General features: G+C 64.9%; 14 protein-coding genes. 8 read left to right on the top strand and 6 right to left on the bottom strand.

Features of this window, described 5'->3' with window-relative positions; translation table 11 throughout:
* Positions 1 to 4 precede the first annotated feature (4 nt).
* The 4 genes from A9K71_RS00720 to A9K71_RS00735 form a co-directional block, all read right to left on the bottom strand.
* Positions 5 to 2284 carry a xanthine dehydrogenase family protein molybdopterin-binding subunit gene (locus A9K71_RS00720; RefSeq protein WP_066989117.1) on the bottom strand — a complete coding sequence of 760 codons (2280 nt, stop codon included), beginning with the start codon at positions 2282 to 2284 and terminating at the stop codon, positions 5 to 7.
* 2 nt (positions 2285 to 2286) lie between these two features.
* Positions 2287 to 3309, bottom strand: coding sequence for a xanthine dehydrogenase family protein subunit M (locus A9K71_RS00725; RefSeq protein WP_066989118.1), 1023 nt, complete (start codon positions 3307 to 3309; stop codon positions 2287 to 2289).
* Between the two features lie 2 nt (positions 3310 to 3311).
* Complete coding sequence (locus A9K71_RS00730; RefSeq protein ID WP_066989119.1) at positions 3312 to 3932, bottom strand: (2Fe-2S)-binding protein; 621 nt, start codon at positions 3930 to 3932, stop codon at positions 3312 to 3314.
* 355 nt (positions 3933 to 4287) lie between these two features.
* Entirely contained in the window at positions 4288 to 4503 is a 216-nt protein-coding gene (locus tag A9K71_RS00735) for a KTSC domain-containing protein (RefSeq protein WP_066989414.1), read from the bottom strand.
* 115 nt (positions 4504 to 4618) lie between these two features.
* Between A9K71_RS00735 and A9K71_RS00740 the strand changes: the two genes are divergently transcribed.
* Positions 4619 to 5224, top strand: coding sequence for an alpha-ketoglutarate-dependent dioxygenase AlkB (locus A9K71_RS00740; RefSeq protein ID WP_066989121.1), 606 nt, complete (start codon positions 4619 to 4621; stop codon positions 5222 to 5224).
* A 40-nt stretch (positions 5225 to 5264) separates the two neighbouring features.
* Here the strand turns inward: A9K71_RS00740 and hydA are convergent, their stop codons facing one another.
* Together hydA and A9K71_RS00750 are read right to left on the bottom strand one after the other, a co-directional pair.
* Positions 5265 to 6707 carry a dihydropyrimidinase gene (gene hydA, locus A9K71_RS00745; protein ID WP_066989123.1) on the bottom strand — a complete coding sequence of 481 codons (1443 nt, stop codon included), beginning with the start codon at positions 6705 to 6707 and terminating at the stop codon, positions 5265 to 5267.
* A 54-nt stretch (positions 6708 to 6761) separates the two neighbouring features.
* Positions 6762 to 9182 (bottom strand): FAD-dependent oxidoreductase, encoded by a 2421-nt coding sequence (locus A9K71_RS00750; RefSeq protein ID WP_066989125.1) that lies wholly within the window; start codon positions 9180 to 9182, stop codon positions 6762 to 6764.
* A gap of 500 nt (positions 9183 to 9682) precedes the next feature.
* Between A9K71_RS00750 and A9K71_RS00755 the strand changes: the two genes are divergently transcribed.
* The 7 genes from A9K71_RS00755 (at position 9683) to A9K71_RS00785 (ending at position 18463) form a co-directional block, all read left to right on the top strand.
* Complete coding sequence (locus tag A9K71_RS00755) at positions 9683 to 11356, top strand: ABC transporter substrate-binding protein (protein WP_066989416.1); 1674 nt, start codon at positions 9683 to 9685, stop codon at positions 11354 to 11356.
* 76 nt (positions 11357 to 11432) lie between these two features.
* Positions 11433 to 12446: an ABC transporter permease gene (locus A9K71_RS00760; protein ID WP_066989127.1), complete on the top strand. Its 1014-nt coding sequence runs from the start codon at positions 11433 to 11435 to the stop codon at positions 12444 to 12446.
* Positions 12443 to 13324: an ABC transporter permease gene (locus A9K71_RS00765; RefSeq protein WP_245299494.1), complete on the top strand. Its 882-nt coding sequence runs from the start codon at positions 12443 to 12445 to the stop codon at positions 13322 to 13324. Before A9K71_RS00760 ends, A9K71_RS00765 begins: the two co-directional genes overlap by 4 nt.
* A complete protein-coding gene (locus A9K71_RS00770) occupies positions 13321 to 15399 on the top strand; it encodes an ABC transporter ATP-binding protein (protein ID WP_066989130.1) in 2079 nt (692 codons plus the stop codon). The genes A9K71_RS00765 and A9K71_RS00770 overlap by 4 nt, the downstream gene beginning before the upstream one ends.
* A complete protein-coding gene (locus A9K71_RS00775) occupies positions 15396 to 16646 on the top strand; it encodes an MFS transporter (RefSeq protein WP_066989132.1) in 1251 nt (416 codons plus the stop codon). Before A9K71_RS00770 ends, A9K71_RS00775 begins: the two co-directional genes overlap by 4 nt.
* Positions 16643 to 17407, top strand: a complete 765-nt coding sequence (locus A9K71_RS00780; protein WP_066989419.1) for an SDR family oxidoreductase — start codon at positions 16643 to 16645, stop codon at positions 17405 to 17407. The genes A9K71_RS00775 and A9K71_RS00780 overlap by 4 nt, the downstream gene beginning before the upstream one ends.
* 30 nt (positions 17408 to 17437) lie before the next feature.
* Positions 17438 to 18463 carry an NAD(P)-dependent oxidoreductase gene (locus A9K71_RS00785; RefSeq protein ID WP_066989134.1) on the top strand — a complete coding sequence of 342 codons (1026 nt, stop codon included), beginning with the start codon at positions 17438 to 17440 and terminating at the stop codon, positions 18461 to 18463.
* The last annotated feature ends 5 nt before the right edge of the window (positions 18464 to 18468 follow it).

Consider the following 18468-nt stretch of genomic DNA (forward strand, 5'->3'; position numbering starts at 1 on the left):
ATCGTCAAGCGATAAGCTGGTCGATCCTGATCGGCAGATCGCGGATGCGCTTGCCCGTCGCGTGGTAGACCGCGCTGGCAACGGCGGCGGCGGTGCCGACATTGCCGAGTTCGCCCAAGCCTTTGACGCCGGCCGGATTGACGGCGTGGTCTACCTCCGGGACCAAGATCACCTGCAGGTCCCTGATGTCGGCGTTGACCGGCACGAGGTAATCCTGCAGGTCGCGGTTGACGTAGCGGGCATAGCGCCTGTCGACCTCGGTCGCTTCATGCAGCGCCTGGCCGATGCCCCAGATCATGCCGCCCATCAGCTGGCTGCGCGCGGTGCGCGTGTTCATGATGCGGCCGGCCGCGAAAGCGCCGACGATGCGCGGCACACGGATTTCCCGAGTATAGCTGTTGATGCGAACTTCGACGAACTCCGCGCCGAAGGCGTATTTCACCGAGTCCTCGTCCTGATCGCCGCCATGGAATTCCGACTGACCGGCATAGAGTTTCTTCACTGCCTCAGGCGTCGCACCTTTCGGGGCAAACTCGGCATATTCCTCGATCGCGCCAATTTGCATCGCCTTGAAGACGTCCTCGATCTTCGCGGACGCTCCGCCCCTGGCCGCAAGCTTGCCGCCGTCAAGGTCCAGTTCCTCGTTATGTGAGCCGGCAAGCGGGCCGCCTTCGGCCGTGGCTCCGGCGGAGAGCTTCGCCCGGATGGCATCGCAAGCCTTCAGAACCGCCGAGCAGACGCTTGCGGTGGAAATCGAACCACCTGAGACCGGGGCCGGAGGCAGGCTGCTGTCGCCCATTTCGACGGTCACCTTGTCGATCGGAACGCCAAGACGTTCCGAGGCCATCTGGGCGGCCACTGTCCGGACGCCGGTGCCGATCTCATGCGAGCCGCATTGCACCCGCACATCGCCATCCGACGTCAGGCGCACGCGCGCCGCGCATGGTGCCACCGCGGTGGGGTAGATGGCGGTGGCGCAGCCCATGCCGATCAGCCAGTCGCCGTCGCGCATCGCGCCGACCTTGGGGTCTCGCTTCGCCCAGCCGAAGGCATTGGCCGCCTGTTCATAGCATTGGATCAGCGAGCGGCTGGAGAAGGGCTTCTTGCCGATCGGTTCCGCCTTCGGCTCATTGATGCGGCGGAACTCGACCGGGTCCATGCCAAGCGCCACCGCCATCTCGTCCATCGCGTTTTCCAGCGCGTAGACGTAAGGTGTCTCGGGCGGCGAACGCATGTAGCCCGGCGTGCTGCGATCTGCCTGGACCAGCGACACATGCGTCAGCACCGAGCCGTAGTCATACATGCGGCCGGTCGCCGAGGTGCCGCCGACAACATAGGGATCAGGGCGCGATGTCACCTCCCATCCTTCATGCGCGAAAGCGGTGATGCGGCCGTCCTTGCCGGCGCCGATCCGGATGCGGTGGCGGGTTTCGGCCCGGTAAGTCTGTGTGCCGAACGCCTGCATGCGGCTCGTCACGCAGCGCACGGGACGCCCGAGACGTTTTGCGGCTACTGCGACGATGGCGGTGCGCGGCGTCATCGGTCCTTTGGAGCCGAAGGCGCCGCCGATGAAGGGACTGACGATGCGCACATTGGCCGGATCGATTTTCAATTCTCTCGCAAGTTCGGCCTTCCAGCCGGTGACGTTCTGAGACGGCTCGTGGACGATGAGCTGATCGCCCTGCCAAAATGCCGTCGTGGAGAACAGCTCGATCGGGTTGTGGTGCTGGGTGGGCGTTGAATAACGGGCGTCGATCCTGACCGCGGCGGCTGCGTAGGCGGCGTCGAAATCGCCTGCTTTCACATCCTCCTTGAACAGCGGACTCTTGCCGGCGGCGGGAATGGTTTTGGTGCCGGGACTATCGAAACTCGCGGTCGGCTTCTCTTCCTCGTAATCGGCGCGGATCAACTGGGCCGCCTCCTCCGCCGCCTCGAATGTCTCGGCAACGGCCAAGGCGATGATCTGGCCGTCGTGGAAAATCGTCCTGTCATGCAGCGGTCCGATCGAGGTCGCGCCGGCGTTGCCGAATTTCGGCTTCTCGACCTTGTCCATGTCGCCATAAGTGACGATGTCGAGAAGGCCCGGCACGGCACGGGCATCGTCCAGGTGAAGCTTCGTCACCCTGCCCTTGGCGATGCTGCTGGTGGCCAGCGCGCCATAGGCCAGGTTTGCAGTCGGCAAGTCTGCCGGATAGTGGGCTTGCCCGGTGACTTTCAGCCGCGCATCGACGCGAGGCAGCGGCTCGCCCATGTTCTCCTTGGGCTTCGGAGCGGCTGGGTCCATGGTCACACCTTCATGTCTCGCGTTTCGAGCAGCGCGCGCACCAGCGTCCGCTTGCCGAGCTCGACCTTGAACGCATTGTGCTGGCGCGGTTCGGCACCGGCAAAGGCAGCGTCCGCCGCCGCACCTGCCGATGCCTCGTCGAGCTTCTTGCCCTGCAGGGCCGCTTCGGCCTCGCCGGCGCGCCACGGCACCGTCGCCAGCCCGCCGAGCGCAATCCTTGCCTCGCGGACGCTGTCGCCGTCGAGGTCGAGCGCAACGGCCGCCGAGGCCAGCGCAAAGGCATAAGACTCGCGGTCGCGGATCTTCAGGTAGCGCGAGCGCCGGGCCCACGGTAATGCAGGCACCTCGATGGCGGTGATGATCTCGTCCGCCGCCAGATCCGTCTCGATATGCGGCGTGTCGCGGGGCAGCCGATGCAGCCTGGCAAAGGGAATTTCGCGCGCCCCGCGAGACCCCTCGGCTCGAATAACGGCATCGAGCGCAATCAGAGCCTGGGCAAAGTCGCCGTGATAGGTGGCAATGCAGGCATCGCTGGCGCCCAGCACCGCGTGCTGGCGGTTGAAGCCTTCCATCGCCGCGCAGCCCGAACCCGGCACCCGCTTGTTGCAGGCCCAGGAGGGCTCGCGGAAATATTCGCAGCGCGTTCGCTGCAGCACGTTGCCGGCCAGGCTCGCCATGTTGCGGATCTGGCCGCTTGCCGCCAGCCGCAAACTATCGGCAATGACGGGATAGCGGCGTTTGACTTCGCCATGGTCGGCAGCCTCGCCCATCCGCACCAGGGCGCCGAAGCGCACGCCGTCGTCGGTAACCCTGATCTGCCTCAGCCCTGGCTCTTCGAGCCGGTTGAGGTCCAGCAACCGGTTGGGCGCCGCCACCCCAAGTTTCATATAGTCGGCAAGATTGGTGCCGCCGGCGATGAACTGCGCGTTCGCCCGCGTCGGCTGGTCGTCCTCGGCCGTAAAGCGGGACGCGATGGCGACCGCGGCGGAGACGTCCGTCGGACGTTCATAGATGAAGGGGCGCATCGTCAGGTTCCTCTCGCCTGATCGCGCGCCTGGACGAGCGCGGCGACGATGTTCGGATAGGCCGCACAGCGGCAGATATTGCCGCTCATATATTCGCGGATGTCGTCCTCGGAGTTGGCGTGGCCTTCGTTGACGCAGCCGATGGCCGACATGATCTGACCCGGCGTGCAGTAGCCGCACTGGAACGCGTCGTGGTCGATGAAGGCCTGCTGCATCGGATGCAGCTTGCCGTCGCTCGAGGCAAGCCCTTCGACGGTCGTCACCTCCTTGCCGTCGTTCATCACGGCGAAGCTCAAGCAGGAGAGCACGCGCTTTCCGTCCACCAGAACGGTGCAGGCGCCGCACTGCCCGTGGTCGCAACCTTTTTTCGTGCCGGTAAGGCCGACATGGTCCCGCAGGGCGTCAAGCAGGCTGGTCCTGGCATCCAGCGAAAGCTCGTAAGGCTGCTTGTTGATGCGCAACGATACCGCGACCGTTTCCCTCAAGCCGGAACGGGTCGCGGCCGGTTTTTCCGCTCTCGTTGGGGAGCTGAGCAAGGGCGCCGCCGCGGCGGCTGAGACAGTAGCTGTCATGAAGCTTCGCCGGCTGAGGCCGGTCGTGCTTGGCGCGGAAATTCGGGACATGGCTCGCTCCCAGGCTGGCTGTCATCGGGGCTGGCTATGGGGCGCTAACCTCTCAACGGGGGCATTGTTCCGAATTTTGCAGGCGAAGGCCCGGAAGCTCACGAGACTGTGACAGCATCGAACCGAAGTCGGAGGCAGAGCACGCCGGGACAGCAGAGGAACGTTCCGCGCAAGTGAGGTTGACTGCCACTCGGCGGTGCGCACCGGCGCTGCGCAAGCTCGCACCAACCGATCGAAAGTCACACCGGTAGATACCAATTCTCCAGTTCGAACCGTAGCTCAGCAATAAGGCTAACAGGCCCTGCCCAACGACAGGAGGGGTGGTTTCGAGCAGGGCATGGGAGCGGGCTTTGGTTCAATGCCGCGGTCCGTGCGCGACCAGATGGAAGCTGTATCGGTCGCGCAGGAACTCGTTGAAGAACCGGCCCTTGGACCGAGCAGCCTTGAATGCCGCGTAGGTCTCGGCCTCAACCTGCTCATAGTCATAGCGGTCGCCGCTCGGGACGAACCATACCGAAAGGATCTTCGTCGCCGGGTCGTAATAGATGTTCCGGATGGCGGTGGAAGGCATGACGAGCGCCCCGTTGGCCAATGCGTAATTCCCGTAGCTGTCAATGGGTTCCGTCGCACCGGCTGCCGACGGATCAGGGCCTTGCGAGACCCGCCGAATTGCCTATCTGAGGTTCATGCCGTCAACGAAATCGAGCGCCACGGCGCAAGTCCGCCAAGGAGATCTTTTCGGTATCCCGAACAGCCTGCCGGAAGGATTCCGCTACCGGCCGGAGCTGATCACGCGTAACGAAGAAAGCGCGTTGGTCCGCTGCATCGAAGGCCTGCCGTTCAAGCCCTTCGATTTCCACGGCCATCTTGCCAACAGGCAGGTTGTCGGCTTCGGGCTGCGTTACGACTACGATCGCCGCGAGGTCGTGGAAGCACCGGCCATACCCGACTTCCTGCTGCCGCTTCGCGACAAGGTCGCCGTCTTCGCCGGTCGGCCCGCGTCGGAATTCTCGCAGGTGCTGATCAACGAATACCGGCCTGGCGCGGGCATCGGCTGGCATCGCGACAAGCCCCATTTCGAGCTCGTCGCAGGCGTCTCCCTGCTGGCATCCTGCAGTTTCCGGCTGCGCCGCAGGAACGGCGCGACATGGGACCGGCAGACGATCGAGGTCGAGCCGAGATCCGCCTATCTCATGGCCGGTCCGGCGCGCAACGAATGGGAGCACAGCATTCCGCCGCTCGCAGAACACCGCTACTCGGTCACATTTCGAACCTTGCGACCCACGCTGTAAGTCCGACGTTCTGCCAGGCCCGATATTCCAAGTCGCCTAATCAGGGGTCGAGCCATGGCGTGGTGTCCTCCACAGCCGTGCCGGCCTTTGCCGGATCGGAGGGACGGCGCGCGACGAAGCCGCCGAAACCAGCTTGCGCCTGCAGCTTTTCGCCCGCGATCAGCGGCTCACCACGCAGCAGCACGGTGATCGGCTTGCCCGTCACCGCCTTGCCTTCGTAAGGCGAAAAGTCGACGCGCGAGTGCAGCATTTCGTGGCCGATGGTCCACTTGCGTGCCGGGTCCCAGAGCGCGAGATCAGCGTCCAGGCCGGGGGCGATGCGACCCTTGCGGTGGTCGAGACCGTAGATCGCGGCGGCATTGCGCGAGGTCAGATCCAGATATCGCTGCAGCGAAAGGCGCCCCGTCAGCAGCCCTTCGGAAAACAGCAGCGGCAGCCTGGTTTCCAGGCCCGGAATACCGCTCAATGTCGTGGTGAAACCTGGCTCCGGCGCCTTGCCGATCTTGTCGGCGAAATAATAGGGCGAATGATCGGACGACCAGAGGTCGATGCCGCCGTCCGCCAGCAGCCGCCAGAGATGCTCGCGGCTATGCGGCGTGCGCGGCGGCGGCGAAAAGACGAAGCGGGCAGCGTCCCTGCCTGGGCGGTCGAGGTCCGCGGCACCGAGGAAGAGGTATTGCGGGCAGGTTTCGGCCGCGACGTCGACGCCGCGCTGACGCGCCCGCGCGACCTCCTCGGCGGACTGCCGCGACGACACATGGACGATGGTCATACGGGCGCCGGTCATCTCCGCCAGCGCCAGAGCCCGATGGGTCGCCTCACGCTCGATGATCTCGCTGTGCGCCACGGTGTGATAGCGCATCTCGGTGCGGCCAAGCTCGATCAACCGCTGCCGCGTGCGCCGAATGGCGGCATCGTTCTCGGCATGAACCATGACGATCCAGCCGAGCTTCCTCGCCGTATCGAGCACGGTGAAGAACAGGTCGTCGTCGACCGCGAAGCCCTGGTAGGTCATGAAAAGCTTGACCGAAGCAATGCCTTGCCCGGCCAATTGGCTAAGTTGTGCCTCGACGTTGGCGCCGGTCCCCATCGTCACCACCGCATGGAGGCCGTAGTCGATGATGGAACGGCCGGCCGCGCAGCCCATCGCCCGTTCGAGCGCATCCACCGTGGTCATATTCGGACCCGGCATGCCGAAGGGCACGATGCAGGTCGTACCGCCGAATGCGGCCGAGATGGAGCCCGATTCAAAATCGTCGGCGTTGCCGGCCCCGCCCCAAACAGGCTGGTCGAGATGGCAGTGGGCATCGATGCCGCCAGGCATCACCCACAGGCCCGCGGCGTCAATGGTTTGCCCACCTTGCAGGCCTGAATCGATCGCCGCAATGCGGCCGTCATCGATGCCGACGTCGCAATCCCGCCAACCGTCATCCAAAGCGACCCTACCGCCTTTTACGACCAGCTGATGCGAGCGCCGCGCCATTCGTGCCGCTCACGCCGCTGTGCTGTTGCGGGTCACCGGGCAGGCAAGCACCGGTCAGGCCCTCAGCCGCTTGCCATCGGGATCGAAGGGCGGCCTCTCGAGCAACACGGCATTGTGCGGCCGGCCGAGGATCGCGACGGTGACGGCATCGCCCGATTTCACCGAGCCGGCCTTCACATAGCCGAGCGCCAGCGACATCCCGACATGATAGCCGTAGGCGCCAGACGTGACCTGGCCGACCGGCGTGCCATCGGGAAGGAAGATCGGCTCGCCGCCCGTGGCGTCGGCATCCTTCGCCTCGATCGAGATCATGATCAGCTCGTCGCGGGCCGGCTTCGATGCCAGCGCGGCGTAGGCGTCGCGGTTGAGGAAGTCGCCCTTATCCATCTTGATCAGGCGGTCGAACTTCACTTCCTGCGGCCAGTATTCGGGCGAGTATTCGCGGCCCCAGCTGCCATAGCCCTTCTCCACCCTGAGCGACATCAGCGCGCGCGAGCCGACCGGCCCGCCGCCTTCCTGACGCGCCGCGTCGAGCAGGGCGTTGTAAAGAGCGGTCTGGTCCTTCTCCTCGCAATAGAGCTCCCAGCCGAGATCGCCGGTGAAGGAGACGCGCAGCGCAATGACATCGAGGCCGGCAGCGGTGATGCGGCGCGAGGCCATGAAGGGGAACGACGCCGTCGTCAAATCGTCATTGGTCAAGCGCTGCAGCACCGCGCGCGACTTCGGCCCGGCGACGTTGAAGCCGCACATGTTCTCGGTGAGCGAACGGAACGTCGTGCCCTCCGGCAAGGGCAGCATCTTGAAGAAACGCTGATGATAGCGCTCGGCCATGCCGGAGCCGAAGACGCGATACTCGTCCTCCGCCAGCTTGGTGACGGTGAAGTCGCCGGCGATGCCGCCGCGCTTGCCGATCAGCGGCGTCAGGCAGGATCGTCCGACGCGCGAGGGAATCTTGTTGGCGAAAAGCGCGTTCAGCCAGGCCTCGGCGCCCGGCCCCTTCACCTCGTATTTGGCGAAGTTGGAGATGTCGATGATGCCGACATGGTCGCGCAGCATGCGCGCCTCGCGGCCGACAGGGTGCCACCAGTTCTGCCTGGTGAAGCCGATCGTCTCCTCGCGCGGCTCACCGTCGATCGAGAACCACAGCGGATGCTCCCAGCCGAAGTTCAGGCCGAACACCGCGCCGTTTTCCTTCTGCATGGAATAGGCCGGCCGTGTGCGCACAGGCCGGCCCGCAGCGCGCTCCTCGTTCGGGAAATGGATCTTGAAGCGATGGCTGTACTGGTCCTGCACGCGCGCCTTGACGAATGCCTTGCCCGCCCAGTGGCCGAAGCGGGCGAGATCCCAGCCGAACATGTCGAGCGTCGGCTCGCCCTCGATCATCCACTCGGCCGCCAGGCGCCCGAGGCCGCCGGATTGCGAAAAGCCCGGAATGATGCCGGCGCAGCAGAAATAGTTGCGCAGCTCCGGCACCGGGCCGAACAGTGCGGCGCTGTCCGGCGACCAGATCATCGGTCCGTTGATCACCCTCTTGACGCCGGCAGCGCCGACCGCCGGCACGCGGGCGATGGCGCGCATCATGTTCTCCTCGATGCGTTCCAGATCGTCCGGGAACAGCTCGTGGCCGAAATCCTGGGGCGTGCCGTCCTCGGCCCAGAATTTCATCGCCCGCTCATAGGCGCCGATCAACAGGCCGAGGCCCTCCTGGCGCAGGTAATATTCGCCATCACGGTCGGCGACCGAAGGCAGGCGCCGGCCCATCGAGGCGATCTCTGGGATGGTCTCGGTGACGAAATACTGGTGCTCGGTCGGGATGAGGGGCAGGGCCAACCCGGCCATGGCGCCGACCTCACGCGCCCACAGACCGGCGGCGTTCACCACCCATTGCGTGCGGACGTCGCCCTTGGTGGTGCGCACGATCCAGCTGCCGTCCGGCTGCTGCTCCGTTCCGGTCACCGCGGTGAAGCGGTGGATCTCGGCGCCGCGCTGGCGCGCGCCGGCCGCGTAGGCGGCCGTCACGCCCGAAGGATCGACATTGCCGCCTTCGGGTTCGTACATGATGCAGCGTATGCCGTCGAAGTCGACGAGCGGGTGCAGCCGCTCGGCCTCCGCCCGGTCGACCTCGTAGAAGTTCATCTTGTAGCGGTGCGCTTTGGCTTCCTGCAGCCGGAGCTGATGTTCACGCGCCTCGGTCTGGGCGAGATAAAGCGATCCCGGCTGGAAGATGCCGCAGCCCTGACCAGTCTCCTTCTCGAGCTCCTTGTAGAGCGCCATGGTGTAATGCTGCAGGCGGCTGATATTGGTCGAGTCGTGCAAGCCGTGAATGTTGGCCGCAGCATGCCAGGTCGAGCCCGAGGTGAGCTCGTCGCGCTCGAACAGCACGACATCGCTCCAGCCGTGCTTGGTCAGATGATAGAGGATCGAGCATCCGATCAGGCCGCCGCCGATCACAACAGCCTGGGCATGGGTCCGCATTTACGTGTTCCTTGTGGCTGTGTGCCGGAGCCGGACGGCCGGGCGACGGGCCGGATAACAACAGGGGTTCGTGCTGGCTCTTGTGCCGACAACATGACCCCACTTTTTCGAACGCCGGCAATGTAGAAAGCTCGGGAAACGACTGTAAAGCCTGCTATTGGGGCTGGCTGCTGCTTTTTGGGGCAGTTAAGAGCAAAAAAAACGAGGTCATAGCCACATCAATCTTCGTTTGTAGGCATAGAGGCCGGGTGTAGCTTTTGGCGGGGAATTGAGCAGCCGCGACCAGCGGCGCCACCAATGGGAGCCACCCGCCATGGACCTGCATTCCGAGCGCGGAGACAGACCGGTCAGACCGGCATGCCTCTCGTCGTCCATGCGTCTTGACGGTCCGGCGGCGCGGTCGCGCCGCGGCCTTCAAAACCGCTTCCGCACCAGTCGAAAAGACAGCGCCGAAGCGCCCTGTCCGGCACGCGCATCGCGACAACTCGGAGGTTAAGACCTTGGACAAGACATCGCATCCCTATATTCCGACACTGCTCGATCAGCTTAACGAGGGCGAGATCAGCCGCAGGGACTTCTTGCGCAAGTCGACGCTGCTCGGGCTTTCGGCCGGCGCGGCCTATGCCATGGCCGGCATCATCGACCCGGCGACGCAAGCGCGTGCCGGCGACCTGCCGAAAGGCGGCAATTTGCGCATCGGCATGCGCTGCATGGAGATCAAGGATCCGCACCTGGCCGACTTCGCCGAAAAATCCAACGTCATCCGCCAGGTCTGCGAATATTTGACCTTTACCGACCGCAACAACATCACCCACCCCTATCTCTTGGAGAAGTGGGACGTCAGCGATGACCTGAAGACCTGGACGCTGCACATCCGCAAGGATGTGAAATGGCGTGACGGCAGGGCGCTTAATGCCGACGACGTGGTCTGGAACCTGAAACGTGTCAGCGATCCCAAAGTCGGCTCCTCGGTGCTCGGCCTGTTCACCGGCTATCTCGTCGAGGAGTACGATACCGGCGAGAAGGACGACAAGGGCAATCCGAAGAAGTCGAGCCGGCTCTGGTCCGACAAGGCGATCGAGAAGGTCGACGACAGCACGGTGCGGCTGAACCTGTTCTCGCCGCAGATCGCGGTCGCCGAACATCTCTTCCACTATCCGATGTTCATCCTCGATCCGAAGGACAACGGCGCCTTCGGCCCGAGCGCCAACGGCACCGGTCCGTTCGAGATGGTCGAATACACGGTCGGCAAGGGCGCGAAGTACAAGGCGCGGGCCGATTATTGGGGCGGTGCTGCGCATCTCGACACGTTCGAATTCGTCGACCTCGGCGACAATCCCGGCGCCGGCATCGCGGCGATGGCGTCCAAGCAGGTCGATGGCCTGTCGGAAGCCGACGCGGTGCAGATCAATTCGATGAAGGCCTTCCCGCATGTCTCGGTCCACAAGGTCGAGACGACGCAAACCATCGTCATGCGCATGCATCCCGATGTCGAGCAGTTCAAGGACAAGCGCGTGCGCCAGGCCATGCGCCATGCGCTCGACCGCGACAAGATCATCCAGACCGTCCTGCTCGGCGCCGGCACTCCGGCCGAGGACCACCATGTGGCGCCGTCGCACCCCGAATATGCCGCGCTGCCCAAATGGCCGCGCGACGTCGAGAAGGCGAAGAAGCTGATGGCCGACGCCGGCCATGCCGACGGTTTCGAATTGGATTTGGTGACACGACCCGACCCGATCTGGGAGCTCAACACGACACAGGCGATGGCCGAACAGCTGAAGGACATCGGCATCAAGGCCAACATCAAGTCGCTGCCGAGCGCGCAGTACTGGGAAGTGTGGACCAGCGCGCCCTTCAGCCTGACCGCCTGGGGCCACCGCCCGCTCGCCATCATGACGCTCGGCCTCGCCTACCGCTCCAATGCCGCCTGGAATGAATCGCATTTCTCGAACGCCGAATTCGACAAGCTGCTGACCCAAGCCGAGGGCATCCTCGACCCGAAGGAGCGCAGCAAGGTGATGGAGAAGATCGAGCTGATCATGCAGGACGAGGGCCCGATCGTGCAGCCGTTCTGGCGCATCTTCTCGACCGTCATGGACAAGAAGGTGCAGGGCTTCGAACTGCATCCATCACAGTACATCTTCGCCAAGGATTATGCGGTCGCCTCCGCCTGACCACGCTGCGCCCGGCCGGCGACGAGACGGCCGGGCGTTCCTTTCCACTCGCACCCAGAACGGAAACGTCCGGCTGATGGCAATATTCGTGGCGAAACGGCTGGCGATGATGCTGCTCACCATGGTCGCGGCGTCGTTTCTGGTATTCGCCGTCTGCGAGTTCACCCCGGGCAGCGTCGCGCGCAAATCGCTCGGGCCGTTCGCGACGCAAGAGCAGGTCGATTTCCTGACCAAGAAGCTGAGGGCCGACGATCCGCTGCTGGTGCGCTACGGGCGCTGGGCGGGCGTGCTGCTCGGCATCATTCCGGATCCGCTCCAGGACCCGAGCACCGGGCTCAATTTCAAGGACCCGCGCGGCGCGCAGTATTTCGGCAATTTCGGCTATTCGACACTGAACAAGCTGCCCGTCAACGACGTCATCTGGAACCGGCTCGGCAATACGGCGATCCTGGCCGGGCTGGCCTTCCTGCTGATCGTGCCGCTGTCGATCGTCTTCGGCATCCTGTCCGGCCTGAAGGAAGGCGGCGTGCTCGACCGGCTCCTGTCGGTGATCTGCATCACCTTCACCTCGATCCCGGAATTCGCGTCGGGCGTGTTTCTGGTCACCCTATTCGTCATTCTCTGGCCGGTGCTGCCGGGCACCAGCCCGCTCGATACAGAGGGCGGCTGGTCCGTTCCCTCGCAGCTCGTACTGCCGGTGGCGGTGCTCGTCATCTATGATTTCGGCTATGTCGCGCGCATGATCCGCGTGTCCATGATCGGGGTGATGGAAAAGCCCTTCATCCGCACCGCGGTGCTGAAGGGAATGAGCACACGCCAGGTCGTCATCGGCCATGCCCTGCGAAACGCGATGATCGCCCCGTTCACGGTGCTGCTCCTGCAGATCAACTTCCTGATCAGCGGCGTGGTGGTGACCGAACTCGTCTTCGCCTATCCCGGCTTCGGTCGGCTGCTGCTCGATGCCAGCCTATTCGGCGACATCGCGACCATCGAGGCGGCCACGCTGATCACCGTCGCCATCGCGGTCACGACGCAATTCGTCGGCGATCTCGGTTACATGCTGCTCGATCCACGCATAAGATTGCGATGAGCGCACTGGTCGAGCAGAGAGCGATGGAGGCGACAGCCGTCAAGGCAACGGGCAGGGCACGCCTCAAATGGGCGCGCATCCTGCGCTCGCCTACCGCACTGGTCGGGCTGTTCCTGGTCGGCTTCTGGGTGCTTGCGGCGATCCTCGCACCGGTGCTGCCGCTCTATTCTCCGACCGAGCAGGATGTGATGGCGCTAGCCGACCCGACGCCATCGGCGGCGCATTGGCTCGGCGTCGACATTCTCGGCCGCGATGAGCTGTCTCGCCTGATCTTCGGCGCCCGCACCGTGCTGGTCGTCGCGCCGCTTTCGGTCGCGGTCGCCATGATCGTCGGCATCACGCTCGGCATGATCGCCGGCTATTACGGCGGCTGGATCGATGCCGTGATCAGCCGCCTTTCCGACATCATCCTCGCCTTCCCGGTGCTGGTCCTCTACGTCATCCTGATCGCCAATATCGGGCCATCGATAATCAACATCGTCATCGCCACGACGATCGCCTCGGCGCCAGGAATCGGGCGAATAACGCGCGGGCTGGTACTCGGCCTGAAGGAGCAGGAATACATCGCCGCCGCAAGGCTGCGCGCCGAAAGTACTTTATACATCATGCTTGTCGAGCTGTTGCCCAACTGCCGCGGCATGCTGATCGTCGATGCCTGTCTGCGCATCGGCTACACCATCATCACCATCGGCATTCTCGGCTTCCTTGGCCTTGGCCTGCCGCCGCCCAACCCGGACTGGGGCGGCATGGTCAAGGAAAGCACGACGGTGCTCAACGTCTGGCCGTTGATGTCGGTGCTGCCCTCAATCGCCATCGTCAGCCTGGTTCTGGGTTTCAACCTGTTGGCCGACGGCCTGCGGGAGGCCTGGAAGCCATGACGATGGTCGCCGAGCCGATTTCGACGCAAGGCGAGCGTGCGTCCGAGACGCCGCTCCTCGCTGTCCGAGATCTGCGCATCGAGTTTCGCGGGAAGGCCGAGACGATCGTTGCGGTGCCGAAGCTGTCTTTCGAGGTGAAGCCCGGCGAAAGCTTCGGGCTGGTCGGCGAATCCGGCTGCGGCAAGAGCACCACGGCGATGGCGATCATGGGCTATCTCGGTGCGACAGGCGTCGTCGCCGGCGGCAGTATCCGCTTTGAAGGCGAGGAACTGGTCAACGCACCGGCGCATAAGTTGCGCGCCATACGCGGACGGCGCATCGCCATGGTCTACCAGGACCCGATGAGCGCGCTCAATCCGGTCAAGACGATCGGCGCGCAGCTTGCCGAGGTGCCGATGCTCCATCTCGGCGCAAGTCGCGTCGACGCGCTCGACATGGCAGCTGCCATGCTGAAAGACGTGCGCCTGCCCGATGCCGGCGACATGCTGAAGCGCTATCCACACCAGCTTTCGGGCGGCCAGCAGCAGCGCGTCGTCATCGCCATGGCGCTGCTCGGGCGGCCGTCGCTGCTCCTGCTCGACGAGCCGACCACCGGTCTCGACGTGACGGTGGAGTCGGCGGTGATCGATCTGATCGGCGAGCTGCGCCGTCGCTACGGAACCAGCCTGCTGTTCATCTCGCACAATCTCGGTCTGATCGCCGAAAGCTGCGACCGGGTCGGCATCATGTATTCCGGCGAGCTGGTAGAGGAGGCGCCGACGCGCGAGCTGTTCGGCCGGCCACGCCATCCCTACACGCAAGGGCTGATCGAATGCATTCCCGATATCGGGGACGGCAAGCACAGCCGCACGCTTGCCGCCATTCCGGGCCATATCCCGCTGCCGTCGGAGCGGCCGCGCGGCTGCCTGTTTGGTCCGCGCTGCGCCGGTTTCCGCGCCGGCCTGTGCGACCGGCCCGGCATGACGCTGGAACCAGTCGGCGAGCGGCACGTTGTGCGCTGCGTGCGCTGGCCCGAACTCGAGGTGGCTCATCGCGAGCTTCCGCCGCTATCCGGCGAGAGTGCGGCACCGGCAGCCGAGATCACTTTCTCCGACATCACCAAGTTCTATCACCTCGGTTACCACAAGACGCTGAAGGCCAATGAGGCCGTATCCTTCGAGGCCGGCAAGGCCGAGATCGTCGCGCTGGTCGGCGAATCCGGCTGCGGCAAGTCGACCCTGGCGCGTATCGTCACCGGCCTCGACCGCGCCACTTCGGGCGAAATCCGCATGGCTGGCGAAAACATCGCCGCGATCGAAGCGAGCGCGCGGCCGAAGCCCCTGCTGCAATCGATCCAGATGGTGTTCCAGAATCCGGATTCGACGCTCAATCCGTCGCACAGCGCCGGCTTCTCGATCCGTCGCTCGCTGAAGAAGTTCGGCATCCGCAAGGGCAAGGCGGCCATCGACCAGCGCATGCGCGAGCTGCTGGAGATGGTCCGGCTTTCGCCGGACTTCGCCGCCCGCCGGCCGAGCCAGTTGTCCGGCGGGCAGAAGCAGCGCATCGCCATCGCCCGCGCCTTCGCCTCCGATCCGTCGCTGATCGTCGCCGACGAGCCTGTGTCGGCGCTGGATGTCTCCGTGCAGGCGGCCGTGGTGACGCTGCTGCTCGACATCCAGAAGACCCGGCATGCGACGATGCTGTTCATCAGCCATGACCTGGCGCTGGTGCGCCACGTCGCCGACAAGGTCGTGGTGATGTATCTCGGCAAGGTGATGGAAAAAGGCACCGTCGAGGAGATCTTCGGCGGCGCGACCCATCCGTACACCGAGGCGCTGATCTCGGCGATCCGCAGCACCAAACCGGAAGGGGCAGAGCGCAACCGCATCACGCTGACCGGCGACACGCCGAGCCCCGTCGATGTCCCGCGCGGCTGCCGCTTTGCCAGCCGCTGCCATCGCAAGCTGGGTTCGATCTGCGACAGGGAACCGCCACCGATCCGCAGGATGTCCGCCACGCACGAGATCGCCTGCCACATTCCGGCGGAAGCGCTGGAGAGTCCCAGGCATCCGGACGAGGCGAGCGACCGTTCATGACGAGGCCAGCTTCACTGGGCCGCCTCTGGCGTCAGGCCGAACGGTCGCGCGCCATCCTGTCGATCATGGCGCGCATCTGCCTGGCCGGCACCGGCAGCGCCATGCTGACCACCGCGGTCTCGCTGGCATTGAGCGCGCCGGGAATCGACCCCTCCGAAGCGCAATTGGTGCTGACCGCTTACCCGGTCGGATTTCTCATCGGCTGCCTCGTCGCGCGTCCGCTGGTGTCGCGCGTCGGCCATGAGCGCGCCTTCTTCGCCATAACCGTGCTTGCAAGCCTCGCCGCCGCGGGGTTCGCGCTCACCGATTTCATGCCGGCATGGCTCTGCTTCCGACTGCTCGGCGGCCTTGCCATGGCGGCGATGTTCGTTGTCTGCGAAAGCTGGATCAACCTCTATGCCGACCAGCACAATCGCGGCAGGCTGTTTTCCATCTACATGCTGACGACGGCGGTCGCGGTGCTGTTCGGACAGCTGCTGCTGGAGATCGTCGGCGCGCATTCCCCGCATTTGTTCGCCGTCAGCGCGGCGACGGTGCTCTTGTCGGCGCTTGCACGGTTTGTCTCCAGGCCTTGGCCTGCCCTGCCCGCCGAGCAAACCGAGCCGTCCCTGGCCGATATCCCGGCGCATGACGAACGCTACGGCGTCATCCAGTTGCTGCGTCTCGCTCCGGTAACGGTGGTCAGCATCTTCCAGGCAGGCATCACCAACATGAACATCTTCGTGCTGACGCCAATCTACGGCGCCAAGATCGGACTGTCCGCCGCCGCCACTGTCGGCCTGGTGACGACCGTCAGCATTGCCGGCATGCTGGCGCAGACGCCTATCGGATGGCTGTCCGACCGGTTCGACAGGCGCATCATGCTGCTTGTCCAGGGACTGCTTTCCGTGTCGCTATGCGCCTCTATCGCCTGGCTGGGCAGCGGGCCGCTGCCGCTGCTCTTCCTGCTGTTCTTCCTCTATGGAGCAACCGCGCTCACGGTCTATCCTGTGGCCATAGCCTTCGCCAATTCGCGCATGCACAGCCGGCACATGGTGGCCGCTTCGGGGACGCTGCTTCTGCTCTATTCGGTCGGCAACATCCTGACGCCGGGTCTCGCCGCCGGACTGATGGAGCGTACCGCGCCGCAGGCCATGCTGTTCGTGCTCGGCACAGGCGGCATTCTGGTGGCGGTTGCGGCTTGCATCAATCTGCGGCGGCGCCCGGCCAGTGTAGCGGTTGCGCAGCCGTGCGGAGGCGAGCCGTGAACAGCGCCCTTCCCCACCGTCTGGATGGCAAGTTCGTTCTGATCACGGGCGCCGCGAGCGGCATCGGCGCGGCGATCGCGCGCCGCTGCGCCGACGAGGGAGCCCGTGTCGCCTGCTCGGATCGGGACACGGCATCGACGAAGGCGCTTGCCGCCAGCCTTGGGCCGAATGCTCTGGCTGTCGACTGTGATGTCACCGATCCGGACTCGGTCCAAGATGCTGTCGACGCGACAGCTCAAGCATTCGGCCGGCTGGACGGTCTGGTCCACAACGCCGCGGCTCCCTCGACCGACGGCACCGTCGCCGACCTTGGAGTGGACAAGTGGCGGCTGGAACTCGACGTCAGCCTGACCGGCGCGTTCCTGATCTCCAAATTCGCCGTGCCGCTGATGGCATCGAGCGGCGGCGGGTCGATCGTCTTCATCGGCTCGCAATTCGCGCGCGTCGCCGTCGGCAAGGCGGTGGCCTATTGCGCGGCGAAGGCGGGGCTTGTGCATCTGGCGAAGGCCATGGCCGTCGACCATGCGGATCAGAACATCCGGGTGAACAGCCTGTCACCGGGAGCGGTCGCGACCGCGCGCCTGCTGCAGCGCTGGCCCAGTCTGGAGGCGGCCAACAAGGGTCTACGGCCTGCGCATCTGCTCGGACGAATTGCCGAGCCCGAAGAGATCGCAGCCGCCTGCGCCTTTCTGCTTTCGTCCGACGCTTCCTTCGTCACCGGCACCGACCTCCTGGTGGATGGCGGCTATGCGGTGCGTTGAATCCATTTCCAGCATAGGAGGCTTCAAGACATGACCCTTCTCGTCACAGGCGGCACCGGCTTCGTCATGAGTGTGGTGGCGCGTGCTTGGCTGGACCGCGACCCTGCCGCGCGCGCCGTCATCCTGGATCGCGCCGGCCTCGACGCCGCGGCCGAAAGGCATTTCGCTCCGGTGCGCGACCGGCTCAAAGTGATCAGCGCGGATATCCTCGACCCGGCGGGGTGGTCCGCCGCACTCGACAACGAGCACATCACTGCGATCGTACATGGCGCGACGATCACACCGATTTCGCGCGGCAGCGCCTCGGAGGCCAAGCGCCAGCCGGAGGCCGAGGACCCGGCTCGCATCGTCGATGTCAATCTCATGGGCACAGTGCGCATGCTCGAATGGGCACGCGCTCGGGCCAACGTGAAGCGCTTCATCTATGTCAGCTCGGGAGCCATCTATCGACACAATGGCCCCGACTGGAGCGGCGAGCCGCTGCCGGAGGACGGCTACGTCGCGCCGTTGACGCTTTACGGCATCTCCAAATTCGCCTCCGAGATGGTGACCAACCGCTATGCCGACCTGTTCGGCCTGTCGGCGGTTTCGGTCCGGCTTGCTTCCGTCTACGGCCCGATGGATCGCGCGACCGAGAGCCGCAACTTCCGCCATGTCCCCAACCGTGTTGCGCACATGGCCCTGGCCGGCGAAACGATCCGGCCGAACAGTCTGGAGCCGGTGGGCGACTATCTTGCCTCGACCGATGTCGCTGCCGCGATCCTCGCGCTGCTCGATGCGCCGCGCCTCAATTACCGCCACTACAATATCGGCTCCGGCTCCAGCCAGACCATCGGCGAGATCATCGCCTGGGCAAAGGAGCGCGTTCCGGCGCTGAAGGTTGAGGTGACGCCCGGAGAAGACGCCAATATCGTACAGGACGTGTCGCTGAAAGGCGGCATGTGGGGCGCCTACGACATCGCGAGGATCATGCGTGATACGGCATGGCGGCCGCGCCCGGGCAAGCAGGCGTTTCACGCCTATATGGACTGGATTTCGGCCAACGAGACGAAGTGAGAGGG

The sequence above is a fragment of the Mesorhizobium sp. WSM3873 genome, assembly GCF_001672445.1.
In the GTDB taxonomy this organism is placed as follows: domain Bacteria; phylum Pseudomonadota; class Alphaproteobacteria; order Rhizobiales; family Rhizobiaceae; genus Mesorhizobium.